23 protein-coding genes, 1 tRNA gene and 1 riboswitch are annotated in these 24796 nt (G+C 70.4%); of the genes, 14 read left to right on the plus strand and 10 right to left on the minus strand.

Going from position 1 to position 24796, the window contains the following annotated elements:
* The first annotated feature begins 46 nt into the window (after nucleotides 1-46).
* Genes ABD143_RS04135 through ABD143_RS04145 form a run of 3 tightly spaced genes read left to right on the plus strand, consistent with a single transcriptional unit; the run spans nucleotide 47 to nucleotide 3890 of the window.
* A complete protein-coding gene (locus ABD143_RS04135) occupies nucleotides 47-1360 on the plus strand; it encodes an NtaA/DmoA family FMN-dependent monooxygenase (RefSeq protein ID WP_343971409.1) in 1314 nt (437 codons plus the stop codon).
* Nucleotides 1361-1390: 30 nt separating this feature from the next.
* Entirely contained in the window at nucleotides 1391-2491 is a 1101-nt protein-coding gene (locus ABD143_RS04140; protein WP_343971412.1) for an LLM class flavin-dependent oxidoreductase, read from the plus strand.
* 10 nt (nucleotides 2492-2501) lie between these two features.
* Nucleotides 2502-3890, plus strand: a complete 1389-nt coding sequence (locus ABD143_RS04145) for an NtaA/DmoA family FMN-dependent monooxygenase (protein ID WP_343971415.1) — start codon at nucleotides 2502-2504, stop codon at nucleotides 3888-3890.
* A 20-nt stretch (nucleotides 3891-3910) separates the two neighbouring features.
* Here ABD143_RS04145 and ABD143_RS04150 read toward each other — a convergent pair whose 3' ends face one another.
* The 5 genes from ABD143_RS04150 to ABD143_RS04165 all read right to left on the minus strand — a co-directional run bounded on the left by ABD143_RS04150 (nucleotide 3911) and on the right by ABD143_RS04165 (nucleotide 8790).
* Nucleotides 3911-4195, minus strand: a complete 285-nt coding sequence (locus ABD143_RS04150) for a zinc-binding dehydrogenase (protein ID WP_343971418.1) — start codon at nucleotides 4193-4195, stop codon at nucleotides 3911-3913.
* 71 nt (nucleotides 4196-4266) lie between these two features.
* A complete protein-coding gene (locus tag ABD143_RS04155) occupies nucleotides 4267-5649 on the minus strand; it encodes an NtaA/DmoA family FMN-dependent monooxygenase (RefSeq protein ID WP_343971420.1) in 1383 nt (460 codons plus the stop codon).
* Nucleotides 5646-6875 carry an LLM class flavin-dependent oxidoreductase gene (locus ABD143_RS04160; protein WP_343971423.1) on the minus strand — a complete coding sequence of 410 codons (1230 nt, stop codon included), beginning with the start codon at nucleotides 6873-6875 and terminating at the stop codon, nucleotides 5646-5648. Before ABD143_RS04160 ends, ABD143_RS04155 begins: the two co-directional genes overlap by 4 nt.
* 80 nt (nucleotides 6876-6955) lie before the next feature.
* Nucleotides 6956-7048 carry a putative leader peptide gene (locus ABD143_RS38105; RefSeq protein ID WP_379659798.1) on the minus strand — a complete coding sequence of 31 codons (93 nt, stop codon included), beginning with the start codon at nucleotides 7046-7048 and terminating at the stop codon, nucleotides 6956-6958.
* Nucleotides 7049-7158: 110 nt separating this feature from the next.
* Nucleotides 7159-8790 carry an ABC transporter substrate-binding protein gene (locus ABD143_RS04165; RefSeq protein ID WP_343971426.1) on the minus strand — a complete coding sequence of 544 codons (1632 nt, stop codon included), beginning with the start codon at nucleotides 8788-8790 and terminating at the stop codon, nucleotides 7159-7161.
* 531 nt (nucleotides 8791-9321) lie between these two features.
* Nucleotides 9322-9415: riboswitch (SAM riboswitch) on the plus strand.
* A gap of 302 nt (nucleotides 9416-9717) precedes the next feature.
* Here ABD143_RS04165 and ABD143_RS04170 point away from each other — a divergent pair.
* From ABD143_RS04170 to ABD143_RS04200, 7 genes are all read left to right on the plus strand, one after another.
* Nucleotides 9718-10893, plus strand: coding sequence for an FAD-dependent oxidoreductase (locus ABD143_RS04170; protein WP_343971429.1), 1176 nt, complete (start codon nucleotides 9718-9720; stop codon nucleotides 10891-10893).
* A gap of 70 nt (nucleotides 10894-10963) precedes the next feature.
* The gene (locus ABD143_RS04175; RefSeq protein ID WP_343971432.1) at nucleotides 10964-11452 is read left to right on the plus strand and encodes a GNAT family N-acetyltransferase; all 489 of its coding nucleotides are present in this window, start codon (nucleotides 10964-10966) and stop codon (nucleotides 11450-11452) included.
* On the plus strand, nucleotides 11449-12423 hold the full coding sequence (locus tag ABD143_RS04180) for an amino acid ABC transporter permease (protein ID WP_343971435.1): 975 nt from the start codon (nucleotides 11449-11451) through the stop codon (nucleotides 12421-12423). Before ABD143_RS04175 ends, ABD143_RS04180 begins: the two co-directional genes overlap by 4 nt.
* Nucleotides 12420-13211, plus strand: coding sequence for an amino acid ABC transporter ATP-binding protein (locus ABD143_RS04185; RefSeq protein ID WP_343971438.1), 792 nt, complete (start codon nucleotides 12420-12422; stop codon nucleotides 13209-13211). The genes ABD143_RS04180 and ABD143_RS04185 overlap by 4 nt, the downstream gene beginning before the upstream one ends.
* Before the next feature lie 78 nt (nucleotides 13212-13289).
* Nucleotides 13290-14276 (plus strand): ABC transporter substrate-binding protein, encoded by a 987-nt coding sequence (locus ABD143_RS04190; RefSeq protein WP_343971441.1) that lies wholly within the window; start codon nucleotides 13290-13292, stop codon nucleotides 14274-14276.
* 84 nt (nucleotides 14277-14360) lie between these two features.
* Nucleotides 14361-15182, plus strand: coding sequence for a DUF1684 domain-containing protein (locus ABD143_RS04195; protein WP_343971443.1), 822 nt, complete (start codon nucleotides 14361-14363; stop codon nucleotides 15180-15182).
* Nucleotides 15179-15721 (plus strand): flavin reductase family protein, encoded by a 543-nt coding sequence (locus ABD143_RS04200; protein WP_343971446.1) that lies wholly within the window; start codon nucleotides 15179-15181, stop codon nucleotides 15719-15721. The genes ABD143_RS04195 and ABD143_RS04200 overlap by 4 nt, the downstream gene beginning before the upstream one ends.
* 111 nt (nucleotides 15722-15832) lie before the next feature.
* On the opposite strand, the gene ABD143_RS04205 is transcribed toward ABD143_RS04200, so the two are convergent.
* Nucleotides 15833-16804, minus strand: coding sequence for a ribose-phosphate diphosphokinase (locus ABD143_RS04205; RefSeq protein ID WP_343971449.1), 972 nt, complete (start codon nucleotides 16802-16804; stop codon nucleotides 15833-15835).
* A 5-nt stretch (nucleotides 16805-16809) separates the two neighbouring features.
* A complete protein-coding gene (gene glmU / locus ABD143_RS04210; protein WP_343971452.1) occupies nucleotides 16810-18318 on the minus strand; it encodes a bifunctional UDP-N-acetylglucosamine diphosphorylase/glucosamine-1-phosphate N-acetyltransferase GlmU in 1509 nt (502 codons plus the stop codon).
* A gap of 439 nt (nucleotides 18319-18757) precedes the next feature.
* Between glmU and ABD143_RS04215 the strand changes: the two genes are divergently transcribed.
* The gene (locus tag ABD143_RS04215; protein ID WP_343971455.1) at nucleotides 18758-19195 is read left to right on the plus strand and encodes an OsmC family peroxiredoxin; all 438 of its coding nucleotides are present in this window, start codon (nucleotides 18758-18760) and stop codon (nucleotides 19193-19195) included.
* Between the two features lie 213 nt (nucleotides 19196-19408).
* On the opposite strand, the gene ABD143_RS04220 is transcribed toward ABD143_RS04215, so the two are convergent.
* Complete coding sequence (locus tag ABD143_RS04220) at nucleotides 19409-20218, minus strand: aminoglycoside 3'-phosphotransferase (RefSeq protein WP_343971458.1); 810 nt, start codon at nucleotides 20216-20218, stop codon at nucleotides 19409-19411.
* Between the two features lie 63 nt (nucleotides 20219-20281).
* A complete protein-coding gene (locus ABD143_RS04225) occupies nucleotides 20282-20821 on the minus strand; it encodes a DinB family protein (protein WP_343971461.1) in 540 nt (179 codons plus the stop codon).
* Nucleotides 20822-21102: 281 nt separating this feature from the next.
* On the opposite strand from ABD143_RS04225, the gene ABD143_RS04230 reads away from it, so the two are divergent.
* Together ABD143_RS04230 and bla are read left to right on the plus strand one after the other, a co-directional pair.
* Nucleotides 21103-21699, plus strand: coding sequence for a D-alanyl-D-alanine carboxypeptidase family protein (locus tag ABD143_RS04230; protein ID WP_343971464.1), 597 nt, complete (start codon nucleotides 21103-21105; stop codon nucleotides 21697-21699).
* 31 nt (nucleotides 21700-21730) lie between these two features.
* Complete coding sequence (gene bla / locus ABD143_RS04235) at nucleotides 21731-22657, plus strand: class A beta-lactamase (protein WP_379659799.1); 927 nt, start codon at nucleotides 21731-21733, stop codon at nucleotides 22655-22657.
* Nucleotides 22658-23552: 895 nt separating this feature from the next.
* On the opposite strand, the gene ABD143_RS04240 is transcribed toward bla, so the two are convergent.
* A tRNA-Gln gene (locus tag ABD143_RS04240) sits at nucleotides 23553-23623 on the minus strand.
* Nucleotides 23624-23836: 213 nt separating this feature from the next.
* Between ABD143_RS04240 and ABD143_RS04245 the strand changes: the two genes are divergently transcribed.
* Nucleotides 23837-24787: an acyl-CoA desaturase gene (locus tag ABD143_RS04245; RefSeq protein WP_343971470.1), complete on the plus strand. Its 951-nt coding sequence runs from the start codon at nucleotides 23837-23839 to the stop codon at nucleotides 24785-24787.
* Nucleotides 24788-24796: the final 9 nt, after the last annotated feature.

Raw genomic sequence — 24796 nt, forward strand, 5'->3', positions numbered from 1 at the left:
CCAAGGGCCACGTCCGGATCAGCCGACGAGCGAAGGATGAACGACAGTGAGCACGAAGCGGCCCAGGACGCTGAAGACCGTGACCGGGGCAGGGGGGTCGCCCGGCACCTACGACCTGGCGATCGACCCGACACGGTCGACGCTCGACACCGCCGTGAAGGTGGCGAAGCTGGCTGAGGCGGCCCGGATCGATGCGTTGTTCACCGCCGACCTGCTGACCTTCAACGCCCAGGGTGCGATCGGCTCCCAGGAGCCGCTGATCTTCGTCGCGGCGCTGAGCCAGGTGACGTCGCACGTGGGCCTGATCGCCACGGTCTCGACCACGTTCCACCACCCGTTCAACCTGGCCCGGCTGTTCGGGACCCTCGACCATGTGAGCAACGGCCGGGCCGCGTGGAACCTCGTGACCTCCTCGATCGGTGAGGAGAACTACGGCGCGGACGACCTGCCCAGCCCCGAGGACCGCTACGCGCGAGCAGCGGAGACGCTCGAGGTGGTCAACGCGCTGTGGGACAGCTGGGAGCCCGGCGCGCTGTCCCTCGGTGCGAACGGCAACGCCGTGCTCGACCCGAGCAAGGTGCACCCGATCAACCACGCCGGCCGGTTCTTCACCGTGGCCGGGCCGCTGAACATCCCGCCGCTTCCGCAAGGCCGTCCGGTGCAGATCCAGGCGGGGCAGTCCGAGGCAGGCATGGCGCTCGGTGCGCGTTTCGCCGAGATCGTCTTCACCTCCCTGCCGACACTGGACATCGCGCTCGACTTCACCCGGAGGATCCGGAGCCAGGCCGCGGGCCTCGGGCGCGCCGACGGGCTGCCGCTGATCTTCAGTTCGTTCCACGCCACCTACGGCGCCACCGAGGAGGAAGCGCGCCGGCTGGTCCGGGAGAAGCAGGAGTCGATCGACTTCGAACGTGGCCGGGCCCAGGTGGCGGACATGCTCGGTGGGGGAGTCGACCTGTCCGAGGTGGCGCTGGACTCGACGGTGCCGGAGAGCCTGCTCCCCGAGGTCTCCTCGGTGAACCGGCGCCGGGGCCGGGTCGAGATCTTCTCCGGCTACGCGCGCAAGGGCTACACCCTGCGCGAGCTGATCATCGCTGCCCAGGACACCGGCCACTGGACCGTCGCGGGCACGCCCGAGCAGCTCGCCGACGCGGTCGAGGAGCGTTTCCGTGCCGGTGTCCTGGACGTGCTGACCCTCGGCGGCCTGGCCGATCCGCGCCAGCACGACTTCGTCGTCAACGGCCTGCTGCACGAGCTGCGCAAGCGGAAGATCGTCGCCGACGACTACAGCGGCTCCACCTTCCGCGAGAACCTCGGCCTGGAGCTTCCGGCGCGCGCCGGTGTGCCCGCCGCCGTCTGACCGCTCGAGATCCCACCGGAGATGAGTTCCATGAGTGATCGTGCCGGCCTGTTCCTCGCGCTCGACGCCGACGGCGACGGCGCCCATCCCGCAGCCTGGCGGTTCTCCGGGCGTCCACCGGCCGCGGTGCTCGGCGGGCGGGCCGTACGCGAGGTCGTGGCCACCGCCGAGGGCGCCGGCTTCACCCTCGTCACCTTCGCCGACTCGCCGGTCCCGCCCAGCAGCGGTCTCGAAGCGGCCGGCCGATTGGAGGCGGGCACGCGGGCCGCGTTCGTCTCCACGCTCACCGACCGCATCGGGCTGGCCCCGACACTGCACGTCACGAGCACCGAGCCGTTCCACCTCGCCACCCAGCTCGCCGGCCTCGACCACGCCAGTAAGGGCCGGGCGGCCTGGGTCGTCGGTGCGGCCAACAGTGCCGCCGAGCTGGCGACGATCGGTGCTCAACCGCTCGGGGCCGACGCGCTCCGGCGCGAGATCACCGACGTCATCGACGCCGCGCGTGCGCTGTGGGACTCGTGGGAGGACGACGCGGTCGTCAAGGACGTGGCGACGGGCCGCTACCTCGACCCGGACAAGGTCCACCACGTCGACTTCGCCGGCGCGGCCTTCACGATCACGGGGCCCCTGATCACGCCCAGGCCCCCGCAGGGACAGGTCGTCGTGCTGGCCGTCGACGAGCTGGACGTCGCCGACCGGGCCGACATCGTGCTCGTGAGCGGGTCCGACGCCGCAGCTGTCGCGGCAGCGGCGACGCGCGCCCGTGCGGCCGGGGCGGGCATGGTGTTCGCCGAGGTGGAGGTGGTGCTCGACGCCGCCGAGCCCGCGACCTCGCGCCTCGCCCGGCTGGCCGAGGCAACGCCGTGGCCGGCCGCGGGGCGCGTGCGGCACGTCGGCTCGCCCGCGGCACTGGTCGAGCTCCTGCGACGTCTCGCCGATGCCGTCGACGGCGTGCGGCTGCACCCGGCCGTGCTCGCCGTCGACCTGCCGGTGCTCGCCGAGCACGTGCTGCCTGCTCTCGCCGCTGCTGGCCTGCATCGCGGGCCGCGGGCGGGCGACACGCTGCGCTCGACGTTGGGGCTGCCCCGTCCTGTCAACCGGTTCGCCGCCCCGGCGACCACGAACGCCTGAGGTGAGCAGAGTGACCACGGAGCGCCCGTCCAGCACCGAGTACGACCCGAACGCCCAGGTACATCTCGGCGTCTTCCAGACCGGTGTCGGGCCCCAGCTGATCTGGGCCGACCCCTCATCGGCGCCGCACATGGCGATCGAGACGTTCGTCGGTGTCGTGCAGTTGCTGGAACGGGGCCTGTTCGACGCCTTCTTCCTGGGTGAGGGGCTGCGGGTCCGGGAGAACCGCGGCCGGGCGTACGACCTCGACGTCGCCGGGCGTCCCGACGCCATCACCCAGCTGTCCGCGCTCGCCGCGGTCACCGAGCGGATCGGCCTCGTCGCCACCCAGAACACCACCTACAACTTCCCGGCCGACCTCGCCCGGCGCCTCGCGAGCCTGGACCTGCTGTCGGACGGCCGGGCCGGCTGGAACATCGTCACCACCGACAACGCGTGGACCGGCGCCAACTTCCGCCACGGCGGTTGGCTGGAGCACGAGCGGCGCTACGAGCGCGCCGGCCAGTTCGTCGAGGCGGCGAAGGCTCTCTGGGGATCGTGGGACGGCGGGATCGACGGGGTCGTCGCCGCGGCAGGTGACGCCAAGAGCTGGGCGCGGCCCGGGTCGATCACCCCGGTCGAGCGACACACCGACCTCGTCGAACTCCGCGCGACCGCAACGCTGCCGGCGAGCAGGCAGGGCCGTCCGGTGCTGTTCCAGGCCGGTGACTCCGACGGCGGCCGCGACCTCGCCGCCCGGCACGCCGACGTGGTGTTCTCGGCCAACACCGAGTACGACAAGGCCCTCGCCTACGCCCAGGATGTGCGCGCCCGGCTGGCCCGCTACGGCCGATCCCCGGATTCGCTGCGGATCCTTCCCGGCGCGGGCGTCGTGCTCGGTGACACCCCGGCCGAGGCGCAGGAGCGGGCGCGGTGGGTGCGGAGCGAGCAGATGTCGGGGCCGCGTGCTGTCGCGTTCTTCGAGCAGTACTGGGGAACGGACCTCTCTGCCTACGACCCGGACGGGCCGCTGCCCGACATCGAGCCGAGCGAGGCCGAGCTCGACCCCTCCAGGGGAACGCTCCGTATCGACCAGCGGAACGGCAAGCTGGCGACCATCGCGCGGTGGCGGGAGCTCGCCGAGCAGCGGAACCTGTCGATGCGCGAGCTCGCGCTGGAGGTGGCTCCGGGGCACCCGCCCTTCGTCGGCACACCGGCGCAGATCGCCGACGAATGGGCGCACTACGTCCGCACCCGCGCCGTGGACGGGTTCAACCTCCTCCCGCACCTGATCCCGTCCTCGCTCGAGGACATCGTCGAGAAGCTGGTGCCGGCGCTGCAGGAACGGGGCGTCTACCGCACCGAGTACACGGGCACCACGCTGCGGGAGCACCTCGCGCTGCCGCCTCTGGACGTCTGATCGCCTACCCGCTGTTCAGGTCAGGAGCACGACCTTTCCGCCTGCGTGCCCTTCCGCGACGCGACGCGACGGAGGCGGACCGCGGCCGCGGCGTCGGTGAGCGGGTAGGTCCGGGCCACGACGACCCGCAACGTGCCCGCTGCCGCCGCCGGGAGGAGCCGGCGCCAGGCGTTGCGGCGGATCTCGGTGCCGGGGTCGGCGCCCGGCGCCCCGCCGATGAGCGTGATCCCGGTGCCGGCCCGCCCGAACGCCGCGATCGAGACGATGCGGTTGCGGTCGGCCACGAGCTCCAGCGAGACATCCACCGCTTCTGAACGGTGACCCGGCGGGCCCGTGGGTCCACCGCCGCCCGTCCCCGTGCGCTCTGCGACCGACGTCAGACCACAGCCCCGGCGCCCTCCGTGCGCCGCTCGCAACGCCGAGGCAGCGGCGGGAGGCCGAGGTTGTCGCGCAGCGTGCTGCCGGTGTAGTCGGCGCGCAGCGAACCGCGCTCCTGCAGCAGGGGCACGACCTGGTCGACGAACTCGTCGAGCCCCCACGGCACCAGGTGGGATCCGATGATGAGCCCGTCGGAGCCGTCGTTCTGCACGAAGTCGTCGATCTTCTCGGCGACCTGGGCCGGCGTACCGACGAAGGGGCCGCGTTCGAACTGGTCGATCACGAGCTCGCGAAGGCTGAGCTTCTTCGCCTCGGCGATCTCGCGCCATCGCGCCACGGTGGCGAAACGGTCCTGGTGGACGAAGGCGCGGCCCTGGATGATCGGCGGTGCGTCGGGATCGGGGTCGACGTCGGGCAGTGGGCCGTCGGGGTCGTAGCCGGACAGGTCGCGGTTCCAGACCTGCTCGAGCAGGATCTGGGCCGTCTGCCCGGTGATCTGCTGCCCGCGCACCTCCTGGTAGCGCTCCTGCGCCTCGGCCTCTGTGTCGCCGAGCACGAAGCTCGCCGACGGGAGGATCTTGAGATCGTCCGGGTTGCGGCCCGCCCGTGCGGCGCGGGCCTTGACGTCCCGGTAGAACTCGGCGGCCGCCGGGAGCTTGCCGTAGGGGGAGAAGATCGCGTCAGCGCTGCGTGCGGCGAAGTCGCGACCCTCGGGCGACACCCCGGCCTGCAGGATCACCGGCCGCCCCTGCGGGCTGCGGGGCACGGTGAACCGTCCGTGGATGTCGAACTGGCCGCCGCGCACGCTGAACGAGCCGGCGTCGGCGCGGCCCAGGTAGCGCCCCGTGGCCTGGTCCACGACCAGGTCGTCGTCGTCCCACGAGTCCCAGAGGGTGCGCAGCGCGTCGATCATCTCGGCGGCCCGCTCGTAGCGCTTCGAGCGGTCGAGGAAGCCACCGCGGCGGAAGTTCTGGCCCGTGAAGGCGTCGAACGAGGTGACGACGTTCCACGCGGTGCGGCCGCCGGAGAGATGGTCGAGGGTCGCGAACTGCCGGGCCAGCTCGTAGGGCTCGTTGAAGGTGGCGTTGATCGTGCCGGCGAGTCCGAGATGAGTGGTGACCGCGGCGAGCGAAGCCAGCACCGGCAGCGTGTCGGGGCGGCCGACGATGTCCTGGTCGAAGACCTGCCCCGCCCGCTCACGCAGGGCGAGGCCCTCGGCGAGGAAGAAGAAGTCGAACTTGCCCCGTTCGGCTGTGCGCGCGGTGTGCTCGAACGTGGAGAAATCGATCTGGCTCCCGGCCTCGGGGTGCCACCACGCGGTGTGGTGGTTCACGCCGCCCAGGTAGGCGCCGAGGATGATCTGCTTACGCGGTGCGTTCATCGTGATCGTCCTTTCAGGCCGGTTGCGCCGACGGCGTAGCGGTTGGGAACGGGGGTCGGTAGACCGAGCAGGCCGCGTAGCGACGTGGCCTCGTACGCCGTGCGGAACAGGCCTCGGCGCTGCAGCTCGGGGACGACGTCGGCGACGATCCGGTCGAGGTCCTCGGGCAGCACCGCGGGCCGCAGCCGTACCCCGCGGTACCCGATGGCCTGCCATGCGGCGACGAGGTCGGCTAGCTCCGCGGCGGAACCGGTGAACACCGTCGTGTCGGACGTGTACGGCACGCCGGCAATGTCGTCGAGCCGACGCAGGCGTGCCGCGCCGGGCTCGGTTGCGGTGTCGAGCACGACCACGAGGTCGGCGTAGACATGCAGGGGCTCACCGGTGCGCCCGACGTCCGCGGCGGCCTGCTCCACGTCGGCGAGCAGGGCGGCCGCGTCCCGCTGCTCTGTGGGGGTGACGAAGACGAGGTCGGCGCCCCGGGCGGCGAGCTCGTACGGTTCCCGCCGGTGCGCGAGCGCGGCCACCACCGGCTGGCCCTGCGGGGGCCGCGGGGTGATCGACGGTCCCCGGACGCTGAAGAACCGGCCCTCGAAGTCGACGTGGTGGACCTTCGCGCGGTCGATGAACCGGCGTGTGACGACGTCGCGGATCTCGGCGTCGTCCTCCCAGCTGTCCCACAGCCGCCGGACCACCTGGACGACGTCGGCCGCCTCGTCGAAGAGCGCGGCGAGCGCCGAGGGCAGCCGCGCCGAGGTGAGCTCCTCGGCCGAGGCGCGGGTGATCTCCCGCCTGCCGACGTGCGCGGCCTCCTCGGCCCGGCCCGAGACCTTCACCTGCCAGCCCGCGCGGCCGTGCGAGTTGTGGTCGAGCGTGGCCACCGCCTTGGAGACGTGGAACGGCTCGGTATGGGTGGTGGTGACGGTCGGGACGAGCCCGACCCGGCTGGTCAGCGGCGCGAGGAAGGATGCGATGAGCAGCGCGTCGAGCCGGCCGCGGACTTCGTCGACGCGGTCGTCGGGTTGAAAGGGGCTGTGCGACTGCAGCCCGAGACTGTCCTCGATCGTCACGAGGTCCAGCAGCCCGGCTTCGGCGGTGCGGGCCAGCTCGGTCCAGTACCGGGGAGTCAGCAGTTCTCGGGGGCGGGAGCCGGGCTCGCGCCAGGCGGCAGGATGCCAGCCCGCGCCATCGAGCGCGACGGCCAGGTGCAGGGGTTCGGATGCCACGGGTGCCTCCGGGGATCAGGTGCCGACGGAAACGGGACCGCGACGTCGATGACGCGCGGCTGGGGCTGGTGGGCTACTGATCAGCGGGAACAGATCGCCGTGCTCGTACGGCACAGGTCGATGTGGTGCCGTCGGACGAGCGGGACGCGACGACGCTCCGGTGCTGCGTCCACGTGATCCCCCTCCTGGATGCCGGTCGTGCACCCGATCGGAATCGAGATCGACGCTATAGAGCCCGGCTCCGGCAATCAACGGGTCGCGCCTCACGCCGACGGGCGATGGGTTACGGGGTCTTCCAGGTGTCGTAGAGCTGGATGCGTGAGGAGGCGTCGAAACGGACGTCGTGGACGTTTGCGGCGATGCCCAGCACGGTGGTGAGTTCGACGACCGGCACGGTGTAGTAGTTCTGCAGGTGCGCCTGCTGGGCTTGGGCGACCAGGCCGGTGCGTTTCGCGGGGTCGGCTTCGGCGGCTTGGGCGGCGAGGAGCTGGTCGAGTGGGCCGGGTGCGAGGCGGTAGAAGTTGTTGCCGGTCGTTGCGTATTGGGAGCGCAGGATGTCGGGGTCGGCGCGGGTGAGGTTGCCCCAGGTCGCGACGAAGTTCCCGCTCTGCTGGATGGGCGTGGCGTCGGTGATCGGGCGTTCGGTGAGCTGAAGGTCGATGCCGACCGTCTTGAGCTGCTGCTGGATGAGTTCCAGCGCGGGCCGGTTGGTGCCGGCGTTGGCGAACCAGGTGAGCGGGATCGTCAGCGGTTGGCCGGCTTTGGTGCGGATGCCGTCGGGGCCGGGGGTCCAGCCGTCGGTGTCGAGGATGGTGGCGGCCTTGGCGGGGTCGAAGCCCAGCAGCGCGGATTGGTCCTGGTAGGAGGGTGTGCTGGAGGCGAGCACGCTGGTGGCCGGTTTGGTCTCGGACGTGTACACGGCGCTGACGAGCTCGGGCCGGTTGATCGCCAGCGAGATCGCCTGACGCACGGCGGGGTCGGAGACGATCGGCTTGCTCAGGTTGAAGCTGATCCCGAAGGGGATGCCGGGGTTGGCCCGGGCGGGTAGCTGGATGCCCGCGGCGGTCAGTGGGGCTTCGTCCTGTTGCCCGATGCTGCCGATGGCGTCGACCTCACCGGACTGCAGGCTTCCGGTTCGCACACCCGACTCGGGGACCACGCGGAACTCGATCCCGTCCAGGTATGCCTCGCCGGTGTGCGTCGACAGCGCCGAGCCCCAGTTGTATCCGGTGCGCTTGGTGAGGACGGTTGACTGGTTGAGGGTGTAGCTCTGGACGACGAAGGGGCCTGACCCGATCACGGCGGCGCAGCGTTCGTCGTCGGTCTTGGCCACGGTGGCGGGGGAGAGGATGCCGAGGCTGTGGGTGGAGCTGCCCTGCAGGAACTGCACGTTCGGCGCGCTGAAGGTCACCGTGAACCTGGTCGGGTTCTCGACGGTGGTGCCCTGGTAGTTCGCCAGGTAGCTCTTCGGGAGGGTGCCGCGGGCGCCGAGCTGGGGCACCTTGTCGAAGTTGGCCTTGACGGCGGTGGCGTCCAGCGGGGTGCCGTCGCTGAAGGTGACGCCGGGCCGCAGGTCGAAGGTGTAGGCGGTGGCGTCGGCGTTGGTCTGCCAGCCGGTGGCGAGCCAGGGCACGATCTCGCCGGTGTCGGGGTTCTGGTCGGTGAGCGAGTCGACGATCTGGCGCAGGGAGTAGATCGAGTCGTTGCTGCCGACCTGCTGCGGATCCAGGCACCCCTGGTCGCTGCCCACCGCGAAGGTGAGCGTGCCGCCGGCTTGCGGCGGCCCCGCATCGGCGTCCGGTGGCGCCGAGGTGCTCCCGGAGCCACAGGCGGCCACGGTCAGGGCCACGACGGTGGCGAGCACGGCGGCCGGCAGCCGCCGTGGCGGTACGGCGGGACGGGGGGTCGAACTCATCGGGATGTCCTTCATGGAGGCCAGGCGTGGTGCGCAGGGGATCACGTGCTGGGGCGAGCAGACCTCGACGGGCACGCCGGAGCGAGGATCAGGGGGAGCAGCTCGGCGCGGTGCGACGGCGCTGTACACACCGGGGGTGCCGGACGTCGGCAGGTCGTTCCGGCAGCGGGGTGGAGGCCCGCAGCGTCAGACGCGACAGCAGGCGCTGGCGATGCGCAGCAGGTCGACGTGCAGCCTGCGACAGCTGCCGGTGCTGCGGTAGAACCAGCGCACGTCAGCCTCCACCGTTCACGATGTGAGCACCGGTTCCGCGCGGGGCTCGCCGCGGCGTCGTCCGCCGCAGCGCTGACCATAGATACTCGAAACCGAACGATCAACACTCAATTGGACCGGCGAGCATGCCCTGCCGTCGCCCCACTCACCCGAGGCCCGTCGGATCCGGCCACGGGCCGCAGGTCGTGACGCGCCCGATACACCGTGTGTTCGTCACATCATTGACAGATCCATCGGGTGGTCGCCTACATTCGATGTCGTCCATCCAGAGCGGCCGAGAGATCTGGCTCGTCGAAGCCGCAGCAACCATGTGCCTCACGGCGCCGGGTGCTAACGCCAGGATCGATGGGAGACATCGTGCGTCGATCGCACGCCCGGCCGGCGGCCACGCGGTCGTCGACGTGGTTGACGTCCACCTGGTCGAAGCGTCGGCACGTCGATCTGTGCCGCACGCAGGCCGCTCTTTGTCGCTGACCCATCTCGGCCTTCTGGCCACCCCGCTTCCCGTGCGCTGACGCGTACGGGTGGGCTCTGACGCGCCTCGGTCAGGTCTCTGTAGGACGGTGATTCCGGCGGTGCCGGAGCCGTCTTTTGTCCACAGTGGATTCGCCCCGTGCCGGGGGTTCCTGCTGTCCGTGTCGTAGGAGGACAGTCATGCCAACGTTCCCGCACATCCCGGCGGCGCGCCGCCCGTCGCGGTCCGCGCGCGCCGGAGTCGTCGACGTCGTGGTCATCGGTGGCGGCGTGGTCGGTGCGGCGGCTGCATGGCAGCTCGCCGGCCGGGGCCGCGAGGTGGTACAGCTCGAGCAGTTCGAGGCCGGGCGTGCGCGCGGTTTCCCGTACGGATCGGCGGAGCTCTACCGGCCGTCCTACTCGGCGGCGCCGTACGTGCGCCTCGCCATGGAAGCTCTGCCGCTGTGGCGCGAGGTGGAGGCCCAGACGGGCGCAGCGCTGTTGCAGATCACCGGGGGCGTCGACCACGGTGATCCGCGCCGAACGAGCGCGCTCGCCGGATCCCTCGGCGAGCACGGCATCGCCCATGAGTGGCTCGATGCCGACGAGGCGTCGCACAGGTGGCCGGGGATGGTGTTCAGCGGCCCGGTGCTGCACCAGCCGGACCGGTCCGGCCGTCTTCACGCCGATCACGCCGTCGCCGCTCTGACCGCGGCCGCCGTGGCGCACGGGGCCGTGGTCCACCGTTCCACGCCGGCGACGGCGATCGCTGTGCGCGGAGACGATCTCGTCGAGGTAGAGACACCACGCGGCCCAGTCCGCGCCTGCCGGGCGGTGGTGGCGGTGGGAGCGCGCACCGCGGATCTGCTCGACGGGCTCGTCGAGCTGCCCAGGCTCCGGGTGACACAGGAGCAGCCCGCGACGTTCCCGCTGCAAGGCGGGGTCGCCCCGTTCTCCCCTCACCACGTCGCATGGCCGACGTTCGTCCACCACACCGGTCCGGAGCACGGCTGGCCCAGCAGCGTCCACGGCACGTCCACTGCGGACGGACGCGTGAAGCTCGGGTTCCACGGCGTGGGGACGCAGACCCACCCGCATCGGCACGCGTTCGCGCCGGAGCCTGTGCAGCTGCGCAGGCTGCAGGAGTACGTGACCGCCTTCCTCCCGGGGCTCGACCACAGGCTGCCCACACCGATCGGTTGTACCCGCACGTCGACCTCCGACGGGAGGTTCCTGCTGGATACGGCGGGTCCTCTGGTCGTGGGAGCGGGGTTCTCGGGTTACGGGCTCGCGTTCGCCCCAGCGCTGGGACGGGTGCTCGCGGACCTCGCGACCGGTGTGATCGACCGCGCGCCCGCGGCGGCGGCCGGGCGATGAGCGAGCTTGCGAGCGAATCAGTGTCACGGCGTCTCCGCGAAGCGCTGACCGAGCGCAGCGAGGGATTGCGATGAGTTCTCCCGCGCTCGAGGTTCGCCAGGTCGCCTACACCGACCCGCTGGTGGTGCCGATGCTCACCGAGCTGGACCACGAGTACACGACCCGCTACGGGCATTCGCTCGGCGACATCGGCGAAGAGATGCGTCGTCGACCTGAGGAGTTCGGCGCCCCGGACGGCGGGCTGATCCTCCTGCTCACCGACGGCGACCCGGTGGCAGGGGGCGCTTTTCGCCGCTTCGACGACCACACCGCAGAGCTCAAGCGCATCTGGACGCACTCCGCGCACCGCCGCCGGGGTCTGGCCCGCCGGGTGCTCACCGAGCTCGAGCGGGAGATCACCGCGCGCGGATACCGCCGGATCTACCTGACCACTGGACCGCGCCAGCCGGAGGCCAAGGGCCTCTACCTGGCCACTGGCTACACGCCGCTCTACGACCCGGAGTTGCCGGCCGAGGAGATCGGCAAGCACCCCTTCGAGAAGGAAGTGAGCTCTCGATGAGCGCAGCTCCCGATACCGCGGCAGTGACCGCGAACAGCCCACCGGCCGCCACCGAGGACGCCGGTGAACGGCTCGTCGTCGTTCCGTCCCGGCACCCGTGGCGGTGGGCGGCGACCGTGGTCGTCGCGGTGCTGCTCGCGATGGCGATCAACGCGCTCGTCACCAACCCGGCGTGGGACTGGCCCACGGTCGGGCAGTTCCTCTTCGCCCCGTCGATCCTGCGGGCGGTCGTGCTGACCCTGCAGCTGACGGTGCTCGGGATCGTCATCGGTTTCGTCCTCGGCACGGTTCTCGCGGTCATGCGGCTCTCGCCGAACCCCCTGCTGCGCTCCGTCAGCTGGACCTACATCTGGATCTTCCGGTCGGTGCCGCTGATCCTGCAGTTGCTGTTCTGGTACAACCTCGCGCTGCTCTACCGCGCGATCAGCTTCGGCATCCCGTTCGGTCCCGGCTTCTTCTCCGTGGGCACGATGGACCTCGTCAGCCCGGTGACGGCCGCGGTACTGGGACTCGCGCTGCACCAGGCCGCCTACGCCGCCGAGGTGGTGCGCTCAGGGTTTCTCTCGGTGGACCAGGGGCAGCTCGAGGCGGCCGCGGCACTGGGGATCCCGAAGCTGCGTCAGTTCCGCCGGATCCAGCTTCCGCAGGCGATGCGCACGATCCTGCCGACCGCGGGTAACGAGCTGATCGGGCTGGTCAAGGGCACGTCAGTGGTCTACATCATGGCGCTGTCGGAGCTCTTCTACCAGGTTCAGGTGATCTACACCCGCAACGGACGGGTCATCCCGCTCCTGCTCGTGGCGGCCATCTGGTACCTGGTGCTCACCACGGTGATGTCGATCGGGCAGTTCTACATCGAGCGTCACTACGCCCGTGGAGCGCTGCGGACCGTGCCGCCGACGCCCATCCAGCGGTTCCGGGCGTCGGTGCGCACCGGGTTCGCGCTCCTGCGCAAGCGGGTGCCGGCATGACGGCCCCGGCCGGCGTCACGGCTGCCCCTCCGATGGTCGATCTGCGCGGGGTGCACAAGAGCTTCGGCGCGCTCGAGGTGCTTCGCGGCATCGACCTGACCGTGCGCGCGGGGGAGGTGACCGTCCTGCTCGGGCCGTCCGGGTCCGGCAAGTCGACCCTGCTGCGGGCGATCAACCACCTGGAGAAGGTCGACCGCGGGTTCGTGCAGGTCGACGGGGAGCTGATGGGCTACCGGCGAGTGGGAAACCGCCTGCACGAGCTCTCGGAGCGCCACATTCTGCGCCAGCGCACCCACATCGGGTTCGTCTTCCAGAGTTTCAACCTCTTCGGCCACCTCACCGTGCTGGAGAACGTCGTCGAGGCGCCGATCTCCGCGCAGGGCCGGCCCCGGGCCGAGGTGGTGGGGGAGGCCGAAGAGTTGCTGGGACGGGTCGGGCTGAGGGACAAGGCGGGGGAGTACCCGCGGCGGTTGTCGGGGGGACAGCAGCAGCGCGTCGCGATCGCCCGCGCGCTCGCGCTGCGCCCCAAGCTCGTGCTGTTCGACGAACCGACGTCCGCGCTCGATCCCGAGCTCGTCGGCGAGGTCCTCGACGTGATGCGCGACCTCGCCCGCAGCGGCACCACCATGGTCGTCGTCACCCACGAGATCGGCTTCGCCCGGGAGGCCGCCGACACCGTCGTCTTCCTCGACGGCGGCCGGATCGTCGAGCAGGGCCCGCCGTCGCAGGTGCTCGACGCCCCGCGCGAGGAGCGCACCCGTGCCTTCCTGAGCAAGGTCCTGCACTGAACACGCTCCCGGCCGCGGAACCACGGCCGGGTCATCATCACGCCGGCTTCCGCCGCGTGCGTATCTGGAGGAACAACCGTGTCGAGGTCCCTGAGACGCCTACGGCTGGCCGCCGTTCTGCTCGCATTGCCGGTGCTGGCCACCATCGCATGTGCGGGCCCCGACCCCGACCAGGCGGCCGGCCCGGCACCGGCGTCCGCGGCAGGTGCCAAGGTCAACACGAGTCCTGAACAGAACCGGGTGCGCGCCGAGAAGGTGGAGGAGATCGCCGCGCAGGTGCCGCAGTCGATCCGCGACCGCGGCACGCTCGTGGTCGGCACGACCGGAAGCGGGAACCCGCCGCTGTCGTTCCGCGCCGACGACGACACCACCGTGATCGGCGTCGAACCGGACATCGCGCAGTTGGTGGCCGACGTGCTGGGACTGCGGCTCGAACTGCAGCCCACGTCGTGGGAGAACCTCTTCCTCGCGGTCGAGTCGGGACAGTACGACGTCGGATTCTCGAACATCACGGTGACCGAGGAGCGCAAGGACAAGTACGACTTCGCGACGTACCGGGTCGACACCGTCGCGTTCGAGGGCCGGGTCGGTGGCAAGGTGCAGAAGATCGAGAAGCCTTCGGACGTCGCCGGGCTGACCATCGGAGTGGGGCCCGGCACCAACCAGGAGCAGATCCTGGTGCGCTGGGACGAGCAGAACCGTGCGGCCGGCTTGCCGCCGGTGAACATCCAGTACTACCAGAACCAGGGTGACTTCTACCTCGCGTTGGAGTCCGGCCGGCTCGATCTCTACCTCGGGCCGAACCCCACAGCGTCCTACCACGTCGCGACCGGCGGGAAGACGACGATCGTCGGCACCGTCAACGGAGGCGGGGACGTGCAGGCCGACATCGCTGCGATGACGAAGAAGAACAACCAGTTCGTCGGTGCGCTGAGCGCCGCCCTCAACGAGGTGATCACGGACGGGAAGTACAAGGAGGTCCTCGACCGCTGGAATCTCGCCGCGGAAGCGGTCCCGACGTCCCAGATCAACCCTCCCGGCCTGCCGCGCCGGCCCGCCGGCTGACGACGCCGGGTCGGTTCGGCTGGCTGCGGTGATCCGACCCGATGACCTCCCTCCGACACGCACATCCGGAAACAAGGAGAGCGCATGAGCATCACCGATTCCCGACCGAGCGATCAGCACCTGCGGGACGAGTGGGCGAGCTGGCATGCCGAGCGTGAGGAGGACCTGCGCGCCCCGCACGGGTGGCTCAGCCTCACCGCCCTGCACTGGCTCGATGCCGAACCCCGGACGTTCGACGGGCTGCCCGGCTGGCGCGCCTCCGGCGACGGCGGCGTCGAGGTGGCCGCCGCCGAGGCCGCCGGGCTGGTGGTCGGTGGCGCTCCGGTGACGTCGACGGTGCGGCTCGAGCCGATCGACGGCCTGCCCGGCGTGCTCGTCGAGGTCGGACCGCGCACGGTGGAGGTTGCGCGCCGCACCGACTCCTACGCGTTGCGTGTGCGTGATCCCGAGGCCACCACCTTGGCGGAGTTCGTGGGTGTTCCCGCCTTCCCCGTCGACGCGCGGTGGGTCGTCGAGGGCACGTTCGAGGCCTACGAGCAGCCGCGGCGGATCACCGTCGGCGCCGTTGTCGACGGCTTGCAGCACTTCCCGACCGCCGTCGGGGTGGTGCGCTTCGCCGTGGACGGCAGCGAGCACGAGCTCGTCGCGTTGCAGGGAAAGGCCGAAGGGCTGGTGCTGCATTTCCGGGACGCCACGTCGGGGGAGAGCACCTACGGCGGTGGCCGCGTGCTGCAAATCCGGGGCGCGGATGATCACGGCACAGTGCGGATCGACTTCAACCGGACCCTCAACCTGCCGTGCGCGTTCACCGCATACGCGACCTGCCCGCTACCTCCCGCGGAGAACCGGCTCGCGGTTGCCGTCGAGGCCGGGGAGCGCAACCCCGCGCGGCCGGACCTCGGATGAGCGCCACGGTGGGGAGCGCAGACACCGTGGATGCCACGGACCCGGTGGTCGACGGGGCCGTGATGCGGGACGTACTCGGGCATTTCGCCTCCGGCGTGGTCGTGGTGACCGCGAACGGCCCGTCGGGCCCGATGGGGTTCACCTGCCAGTCCTTCACGTCACTGTCGCTGGATCCGCCGCTGGTGAGTTTCGCGCCGTCGCGTACGTCGTCGACGTGGCCCCGGATCCGCGATGCCGAAACGTTCTGCGTGAACATCCTGGCTGCCGACCAGGAGCACCACAGCGCCGGTTTCGCCCGGTCCGGTGTGGACAACTTCACCGGTGTGCGGTGGCGCCCAGGGCGCTCCGGCGCGCCGATCTTGGAGGGGGCGTGCGCGTGGGTGCACTGCAGGCTCCACAGCGAGCACGACGGTGGGGACCACACGATCGTCGTGGGCCGCGTGCTCGAGCTCGCCGCCGACCACTCCCGGCGTCCCCTGCTGTACCACCGCGGCAACTACGGGCTCGTACTTCCCCGACCCCGTGAGGAGGTCCGGTGACCCTCGTCGTGCTGCACGACCTGCGGAACGCGGGCCGGCGCGAATCGAGTCGCGACGGACCGGCGGTGGTGGCTGTGCGGAGAGGGTTTCCCCGGCTCGCGGGCGGCTGGGTCAGGCGTTGCCGTCGAAGAGGCTCGTGACCGAACCGTCGTCGAACACCTCGTGGATCGCGCGGGCCAGCAGCGGGGCGATCGACAGCACGGTCATCGTCGGGAACCGCTTCTCGTCCGGGATCGGCAGGGTGTCTGTGAAGATCACCTCGCGGGCGCCGCAGTTGGCGAGCCGCTCGGTGGCCGGGCCGGAGAGCACGCCGTGGGTGGCCGCCACCACCACGTCCTTCGCGCCCTCCTTGAGCAGAACCTCGACGGTCTTCGCGACCGTGCCACCGGTGTCGATCATGTCGTCGATCACGACGCAGAGCCGGCCCTCGACCTCACCGACCACGCGGTTGGCCACCGCCTCGTTGGGTTTGCGCGGGTCGCGGGTCTTGTGGATGAACGCCAGCGGCGTGCCGCCGAGCGTCTCGGCCCAGCGCTCGGCGAGGCGCACGCGTCCGGAGTCGGGGGAGACGACCGCCATCTCGTCCTCGCCATAGGTGCGCTTGATGTGCTCCGCGAGCAGCGGGAGCGCGAAGAGGTGGTCGACCGGGCCGTCGAAGAAGCCCTGGATCTGGGCGGTGTGCAGGTCGACCGTCATGATCCGGTCGGCGCCCGCCACCGTGAACAAGTCGGCGATGAGCCGCGCCGAGATCGGCTCGCGGCCGCGGTGCTTCTTGTCCTGGCGCGCGTAACCCCAGAACGGCATGACCACCGTGATCCGCTTCGCCGAAGCCCGCTTCAGAGCGTCGACCATGATCAGGTGCTCCATGATCTGGTCGTTGATCGGCGCCGAGTGGGACTGCAGCACGAACGCGTCGCAGCCGCGTACCGACTCCTCGAACCGCACGAAGATCTCGCCGTTCGCGAACGAGTAGGCCGACTGCGGGGTGATCGTGACGTCGAGGTGCTTCGCTACCTGCTCGGCCAGCTCGGGATGAGCCCGTCCCGAGAAGAGCATGAGGTTCTTCTTGGGTGTGGCCGACATCGCGCTCACCTTGTTGTGCCTCCGTGGACGTTGTCGGCCGGTTCGGTCGCCCTCGCGGCGGCCTCCGCGGCCGGGGTGTCGGGCCGCTTGCGTGCGACCCATCCTTCGATGGTGCGCTGTGACCCGGCCGACACCGCGAGCGCCCCCGGAGGGACGTCCTCGCGCAGCACCGTGCCCGCACCGGTGTATGCACCGTCGCCGACCTGCACCGGAGCGACGAACGTGTTGTCCGAGCCCGTGCGCACGTGAGATCCGACGACGGTGCGGTGCTTGTGTACGCCGTCGTAATTCACGAAAACCGACGATGCGCCGATATTGCTGTGCTCGCCGATCGTGGCGTCCCCGACGTAGGTGAGGTGGGGCACTTTGCTGCCCGCCCCGATCTCGGCGTTCTTGACCTCGACGAATGTGCCGATCTTGCCGCGCTCGCCGAGCCGCGTGCCGGGCCGCAGGTAGGCGAACGGCCCGACGGACGCTCCGGGCCCGATCAGCGCCCCGGTGCCGTGGGTGCGCACGACGACGGCGCCGGCGCCGATCTCGCAGGCGGTGAGGGTGGTGTCGGGCCCGATCTCGGCGCCGCCCGCGACGGACGTGGCGCCATGCAGCTGGGTGCCGGGATGCAGGACGACGTCGGGCTCCAGCCGGACTTGCACGTCCAGCCAGGTGCTGGCCGGGTCGACGACCGTGACGCCGGCGAGCATCCACTGCTGCAGGAGGCGTCGGTTCAGCTCCGCGTGAGTCTCGGCCAGCTGAACGCGGTCGTTCACCCCGCGCACCTGCCAGCCGTCGGGGCAGGGGACGGCGCGCACGTCGGTGTCGTCGTCGTGGGCGATCTGCACCAGATCGGTGAGGTACAGCTCGCCCTGGCTGTTGGCGCTGCGCAGCCTGCCGAGCGCGGTGGTGAGGAACTCGCCGTCGAACGCGTACACCCCCGAGTTGACCTCGCGCACCGTCCGCTGCTCCGGGGTGGCGTCGGCGTCCTCGACGATCCGCGTGACCGTGCCGTCGGACTCGCGCAGCACGCGCCCGTAACCCGATGGGTCGGGGAGCTCGGTGGTGAGCAGGGTGATGGCCGCGCCGGAGCCGGCATGCTCGCGCAGGAGTTCGGTGAGCGTGGCGGGCTCGAGCATCGGGACGTCCCCGTAGGTGACGAGGATGGGCCCGGTGACGCCGGCGGGCAACGCGTCGATCCCGCAGCGGACGGCGTGGCCGGTGCCGAGGCGCTTCTCCTGCTCGGCGGTGAGCACCGGCCGGGCCAGCTCCGCACTCAGACCCTCGACGGTGTCGCGGACCTGTTCGCGGCCGTGGCCGACGACCACCACGAGGTGCTCGGGTTCGAGTGCGGCTACGGCGTGCACCGCGTGGCCGAGGAGGCTGCGGCCCGCGATCGGGTGCAGGACCTTCGGGACGGAGGACCGCATCCGGGTGCCGTCTCCTGCTGCCAGCACGATCGCGGCGGCCGGGCGGACCGGCGCGACACGACCGGTCGGCGTCGGCCCGGGACTGTCGAGCATGAAGCCCACTCCCTGGTTCCTGCTGCTCACGGCAGCTCGGCGGCTGCCGCCGGTCGGGGACGCGGAAATCCTACGGGTGTCGTCGGGCCCTGTCCGAGCCCGGCTGGGACGCCGTACCGAGACGGGCGAGCCTCGTTGGTGGGTCGAGCACTTTCCGTGCGGGACTGCTCACGCGCGGCACGTATCCCGATGGCAGGCTCGATTCCCACTCCGCCGGATGCGTCCGTCTCGGCCACGAGGACGCCACGACGTTGTTCTACGACTTCCTCGAGGTGGACCCGGTGCAGGTCCGGTGAGCGGCGATCGTCCGGACGTCGACCGCTCGTCGTCGGGCGGCCACCGGTCGGCTCATCGGGGGCATCGAGGCGTTTGGTCCGGGCGTCTTCGGTGTTGTCAGAGAGTTGAAAGGGAAGCAACGCCGACAGCTGGAGGGGCCGGAATGCCCACGCGCACCGCACGAACCGCCTGGAACGGCACGCTGCAGGAGGGCGCCGGTCAGGTCGAGCTGACCAGCAGTGGCGTTGGTACGTACGACGTCAGTTTCCCGAAGCGAGCGGCCGAGAACGCCGACGGCACCACGAGCCCAGAGGAGCTCATCGCGGCGGCGCACTCCACGTGCTACGCGATGCAGCTGTCGGCGCTCATCGGTCAGGCGGGCGGCACTCCGCAGTCGCTGGACGTGACCGCCGACGTGACGCTCGGGCCGGATCCCGCGGGAGGGTTCCGGATCACGGGGATCGCACTCACCGTGCGCGGCGAGGTCGAGGGCCTCGACGCCACCGGTTTCGAGAAGGCCGCGCAGGCGGCCAAGGAGAGTTGTCCGGTCAGCAAGGCGCTGACCGGCACCACGATCACGCTCGACGCGGCGCTCGACTGAGCACATGCGTCGCGGCGGGGGAGAGCAGAGGGAATGGGCATGAGGTGCACGGGTAACGGGCGTCCGCCCGAGCCGCCACCGTCGCCGCCGAACGGCCGCTGAGCCGCACACGCGCGACGGGGGTCGCTGAGGAGCGGGAACCCAGCGGCCTCGACGAACCACCGGGGTGGTCCTGCCAGTCGGCGGGACCACCCCGGTGTTGTGCGCAAGCGCTCAGGCCATGTCCCACAGGAGCCGGTAGTAGGCGATGCGCTCCTGGTCCGGCGCGACCCCGTACGCGTCGTACACGGCACCGTCGTATCCCGGCCCGAAGTTCCACTCCATGCTCCACGCGGCCACGGCGAGGTCGGCCCACCGGTCGGCCACCCCAAGGGATCCGAGGTCGACGTGCGCAGCGAAGGTCCCGCCGTCGTGCAGCAGCGTGTTGGGCGCGCAGGCGTCCCCGTGGCAGACGACCAGGCGGTCGATCGGCGGCGGGTCGCCGATGCGCGCCCTGGCCTCGGCGAGGCTGAGGTCGCGGTGCTCCGGGAACCGGTCGGCGGGGCCCTCGCCGTCCGCGATGCGCTCGTCCGCGCGGCGGAGCCTGCGCTCGACGCTCCAGTCGAACGGGCACCCGTCCACCGGCAGGGCGTCGTGGAGCACGCGTAGCCCATGGCCGATGGCGGCCGCGGCGGTGGCTCCGTCGGCGAGCCACCTGGGGTCCACCGCCGAGCGACCGGGCACCGCCGCCGTGACCAGCCAGGCGCCTTCGGCGTCGCTGCCGTGCCCCACGACCCGTGGGACGGCCGCCCAGCGCCGGGCCCACTTCAGGCGCTCCGCCTCGGCGGGCAGGTCGATCTCCGGGGTGCCGGCCGCAACCCACTTCGCGTACCTCGTGGACTCCCGGCCGTCGAGGCGAAAGGTCAGCCCGCCCAGCTCGTTGCGCCAGACGGGCGTGATGGTGTCGGCGTCGGCGAGCCTCGCGACGGCCGGCGGGACGGGGACGGGGCCGGTCGGGATCTCGGAGACGACAGGGTGAGTCACGGCGGACATGCTGCCCGGGCAGGCCCCAGCCGACGCGTGAATTCGACGCCGGCGCGAGCCCGCCTACTCCCCGGTGCGCCCGTCCACCGACTCCCGGAGGAGGTCGGCGTGGCCGTTGTGCCGCGCGTACTCCTCGACAAGGTGAAATAGGATCCACCGCAGGCTGGGTGTGCGACCGTCGGGCCAGACCCGCTGTGCCGGCCGGTCCAGGCCGCCGTCAACCAGCGCCTCGGCGACGAGGGAGCGGGAGCGGGCCACGGCGTTCTCCCAGAGCGCGAGGAGTTGCTCGGGTGAGTCCGCTGCAGCCGAGTGCCAGTCCCAGTCGGGGTCAGCCGCCCAGTCCACCGTGTCCCACGGCGGCCGCCGGTCTTGGCCGTGCAGCGACCGCGAGCACCACAGGTCCTCGACGAACGCGAGGTGCTTGAGCATCCCGCCGAGCGTCATGGACGAGGCGCCGACGGTGGCCTTCAGGCCCGCGTCATCCAGCCCCGCGCACTTCCAGGCCAGGGTCGCGCGCTGGTAGTCGAGGAAACCCAGGAGGGTGGCGGTCTCGTCGCCGGCGTGGGGAGGTTCCGGACGGCCCTGCTCGTCCACGTGGATCATGGGGTGAGCATAGGAGGGTCCTGGACAACTCCGCCCGTAGCGGGCGTCGCGCAGTAGGTCGGAGTTGTTCAGGGCGCTCCTAGACTAGGTGCTGACCGACCAGGTGGCCCGTTGTCCTCGCCGACATGGGGCCACCGCCAGAACTCGAAATTGCGACCCATCAACGGATTCATGTTCGCCGTGAAATGATTCATCGGTCCGCCGAGGAAAGCGGATCCAGCCGCCTGCGATCAAGATCACAGCATTAGGCGCCCGTGCTGTCGGTGGGTAGTTTCGGACCAGTGCCCACCACGCTCGTCGGCAGAAAGAGTCGCACTGCGATCGGTGTAGTGCTGGCATTGGTGCTCGCCCTGGCTGTCGCGGCGGCGCTTGGCGCAACGGGCCGGCTGGCGCTCGCCTACGACAGGGTGGCCGGGGTGCCGGCGGCGATCCTCGAGGAGATACCGGGGCCGGAGACCGGGCCGGTCTGCTCCCTCGACGAACGGTATGTCGACGAGCAACCGAAGGGCCTGGCACCGGCCGTGCTGGTCGCATGGAATCGGCTGCGCGCCCTGGCAGGGGAGCAAGGGATCCGGCTGTGCGTGCAGGACGGCAAGCGGAGCGTGGGCCAGCAGCAACGGGAGTTCGCCGAGGCCGTGCGGCGATTCGGTACGCCGGAACTGGCGGGGAGATACGTGCTGCCACCTGAGAAGTCAATGCACGTCAAGGGGTTGGCGGTGGACGTGCAGCCGCTCGCCTCGGCGGGCTGGGTGGAGCGCAACGGGGGCGCGCTCGGGTGGTGTCGCCGTTACGAGAACGAGAGATGGCATTTCGAGTACGACCCGAACTACGCGGTAGCCGGATGTCCGGTGCTGCTGCCGAGTGCCACCGGATTCTGAGCGCGCGACCACGACAAACCGGCGGGGGACAATGAATTCAACGAAACTGAACATCAGTCGCCGCGCTCTCCTGGGCGTGGCAGCACTCTTGCCATTGGCCGGATGCGCGGATGGCCAGACTCCCACTCCCACTCCCACTCCCACTCCCGCTCCCACTTCTGCTGTGCCGAATGAGCAGCATGATCGCCTGATCGAGTTGGAACGAACGTTCGAGGCACGCCTCGGGGTGTACGCACTCGCCACCGGTACCGGCGCCACCATTGCCTACCGAGCGGATGAGCGATTCGCGTTCTGTTCGGCGTTCAAGGCGCTCGCGGCGGCAGCGGTCTTGCATCGCAACCCGTTGTCGCACCTCGATACGGTCATCAGGTACACCGAAGATGACCTCATGAAGAGTTCCGTCATCACGGGGAAGCATGTGGCCACCGGGATGACCATCCGTGAGTTGTGTGACGCCGCCGTGCGCTACAGCGACGGCACGGCCGGCAATCTCCTGCTCCGCGACCTTGGCGGGCCGGCTGAGTTGACGGCGTATGCCCGGAGCCTCGGCGACACGGTCACCCGGATGGATCGGATCGAGCCGGCCATCGTGGAAGCCACCCCGGGAGACCCCCGCGACACGTCCACCCCCCAAGCATTCGGCGCCAGCTACCACAAAATCGTGCTGGGGGACGTCCTGTCAGCCGACAAGCGCTTGTTTCTCCGGGACCTGCTGGAGCGCAACGCCACCGGCGCCGGACCCCAACGCATTAGGGCCGGCGTACCGCAGGGGTGGACCGTGGCCGACAAGACCGGAACCGGCGACTACGGCACAGTCAACGACATCGGCGTCGTGTGGCCGCCGAAATCCGAGCCGCTCGTCATCGCGATCATGTCCAGCAAAACCGCCAAGGACGCCGAATACAATCAGGCAATTGTGGCTGAGGCCGCCGCGTACGTAGTTGCCACGCTCGCCTGAGAACGGGCCCCGACGACCGTGGTCGGCCAGCGGGTAGTTCATCCATGCGGTTCTGCGTTGCGCGCTCCAACACGCCGTGCGCGAAGATATGATCGGCCGCAACGTCGTCTGTGCTCCGCCGTCATCACCGTCGCGGAGTAGTGGGTGGCTGAACGTCGGGAGGCTCCGAAGTGCATCTCGCTTGGGGTAACGGCCGTATCCCGCTGCCAGGCGGCTGCTCTCTTCGGCCTGATGACACGAGTTTGAGACTGATCTTGGGTGACATCGACATGAGATAACGACGAACACCCGGGTCGGACAAAGTCAATATGTCGTCGGCGGCGAGACCCTCACGACCGACCAGGGGGCGGGACCCAACCAGGCTCTGCACACACATACGAGTCCAGCCTTTCGCCCGCGGGCAGTGAGATGAGCAGGAGAGCTGTTTGATCTTCGCTGGATCGCTCTGATGTTCATCTCACGGCGGCACCCGGTGCGTATATGTGTGCAGAGCCTGTGGTGCGCGGGCACCGAGAACGGCAGCACCGCGAACGTGTGCAGGGCAGAGTGGCCAGTTCGGCCAGGTGGATGGGCTGGCCGTGAAGGGTGGCGGCCGTCATCGCCCCGATCAGGAGTCGTCGACGAGCTCGGCATTCGGAAGGTCCCGCTGCACGCGCTACGCCACACGTGCGTGAGTCTGCTGCTCGCGCTCGGGTCCACCCTCGGGTAGTGATGGAGATCGTGGGGCACAGCGCGATCGAGATGACCATGAACGTCTACGGCCACGTCAACCTCGACACGCAACGGGTTGCCCTCGACCGGCTCGACGATGAGCTGTCCGGGTAGAAGCGCGTTGCTGTCACCCATCGCTGTCAGCCGGTGTGTCATGATCACCGACACCCCGGCTGACCTGCTGCTCCGCCGCCAGGATTCGAACCTGGACCATCGGAACCAAAATCCGAGGTGCTGCCGTTACACCACGGCGGACAGACCTTCATCCTGGCACGCTGGGGAAACGGGGTAGAACGCGACCGTCGTGGGTACGACCGACGTGACGGTCGCGACCGCGTGGTTCGCCGGATGTTCCCGATGTGGGGGGGTGTGCGGCAAGTGTCCGTCACCTAACCTCGCCCACGGACAGTGATCAGCTTCCGCCCAGTGGTGACCAGCCAGCCGGTCCCGAGCCCTCCAAGGAGCCCCATGACCGCAACCGCCCAGGACGCGGCGAACCCGATGATGTCCGGTCCCAACCCGGTGATCTCGGGACGGCGCACCGCGCTCCAGCATGTGCTGATCTACGTGTTCGTCGCGGTTCCCATGGTCGCGCTCGTGGCGGCCGTGCCGCTGGCGTGGGGTTGGGGAGTCGACTGGCACGACCTCGTGCTGTTCGGCGTCTTCTACGTGATCGCAGTGCTCGGCGTGACCGTCGGCTTCCACCGCCACTTCACGCACAAGTCGTTCAAGGCGAAGCCGTGGCTGCGCGTCGCCATGGTCATATCGGGTTCGCTCGCGGTGCAGGGCAACGTGCTGAACTGGGTGGCCGACCACCGCCGCCACCACGCGTACTCCGACCGCGAAGGCGACCCGCACTCGCCGTGGCTCTTCGGCACCTCGCCCCTCGCGGTTGCCAAGGGCTTCCTGCACGCGCACATGATGTGGTTCTTCGACCGGGACGAGACCAACCACCGGCGCTTCATCCCGGACCTGCTGGCCGACCGGCTCATCGTCCGCACGAGCAAGGCGTTCGGGCTGTGGGTGGCGGTGAGCCTGCTGCTGCCGGCCGCGCTGGGCGGCCTGCTCTCATGGTCGTGGAGCGGGGTGCTGACCGGCTTCTTCTGGGGCGGGCTCGTGCGCCTCGCGGTCTCCAACCACGTCACGTGGTCGATCAACTCGATCTGCCACATGGTGGGTGAGCGCCCGTTCCGGTCCCGGGACCGGTCGCGCAACTTCTGGCCGCTCGCGATCCTGTCCATGGGCGAGTCGTGGCACAACCTGCACCACGCCGACCCCACCTGCGCGCGCCACGGCGTGCTGCGCGGGCAGATCGACATCTCGGCGCGGGTTATTTGGATGTTCGAGCGTTTCGGCTGGGCCTACGACGTCCGGTGGCCGACGCCACGACGGCTCGCCCGGCTCAGCGGAGCCGCCTGATATCCGCCC

Origin of the sequence: Pseudonocardia aurantiaca (assembly GCF_039526725.1) — a bacterium.
GTDB classification, from domain to species: domain Bacteria; phylum Actinomycetota; class Actinomycetes; order Mycobacteriales; family Pseudonocardiaceae; genus Pseudonocardia; species Pseudonocardia aurantiaca.

Coding starts and splice junctions, on each gene's coding strand:
- ABD143_RS04140 (WP_343971412.1), top strand. CDS start 1,391: ATGAGTGATCGTGCCGGCCTGTTCCTCGCGCTCGACGCCGACGGCGAC.
- ABD143_RS04155 (WP_343971420.1), bottom strand. CDS start 5,649: ATGAACGCACCGCGTAAGCAGATCATCCTCGGCGCCTACCTGGGCGGC.
- ABD143_RS04165 (WP_343971426.1), bottom strand. CDS start 8,790: ATGAGTTCGACCCCCCGTCCCGCCGTACCGCCACGGCGGCTGCCGGCC.
- ABD143_RS04170 (WP_343971429.1), top strand. CDS start 9,718: ATGCCAACGTTCCCGCACATCCCGGCGGCGCGCCGCCCGTCGCGGTCC.
- ABD143_RS04175 (WP_343971432.1), top strand. CDS start 10,964: ATGAGTTCTCCCGCGCTCGAGGTTCGCCAGGTCGCCTACACCGACCCG.
- ABD143_RS04180 (WP_343971435.1), top strand. CDS start 11,449: ATGAGCGCAGCTCCCGATACCGCGGCAGTGACCGCGAACAGCCCACCG.
- ABD143_RS04185 (WP_343971438.1), top strand. CDS start 12,420: ATGACGGCCCCGGCCGGCGTCACGGCTGCCCCTCCGATGGTCGATCTG.
- ABD143_RS04195 (WP_343971443.1), top strand. CDS start 14,361: ATGAGCATCACCGATTCCCGACCGAGCGATCAGCACCTGCGGGACGAG.
- ABD143_RS04200 (WP_343971446.1), top strand. CDS start 15,179: ATGAGCGCCACGGTGGGGAGCGCAGACACCGTGGATGCCACGGACCCG.
- ABD143_RS04205 (WP_343971449.1), bottom strand. CDS start 16,804: ATGTCGGCCACACCCAAGAAGAACCTCATGCTCTTCTCGGGACGGGCT.
- glmU (WP_343971452.1), bottom strand. CDS start 18,318: ATGCTCGACAGTCCCGGGCCGACGCCGACCGGTCGTGTCGCGCCGGTC.
- ABD143_RS04215 (WP_343971455.1), top strand. CDS start 18,758: ATGCCCACGCGCACCGCACGAACCGCCTGGAACGGCACGCTGCAGGAG.
- ABD143_RS04225 (WP_343971461.1), bottom strand. CDS start 20,821: ATGATCCACGTGGACGAGCAGGGCCGTCCGGAACCTCCCCACGCCGGC.
- bla (WP_379659799.1), top strand. CDS start 21,731: ATGAATTCAACGAAACTGAACATCAGTCGCCGCGCTCTCCTGGGCGTG.
- ABD143_RS04245 (WP_343971470.1), top strand. CDS start 23,837: ATGACCGCAACCGCCCAGGACGCGGCGAACCCGATGATGTCCGGTCCC.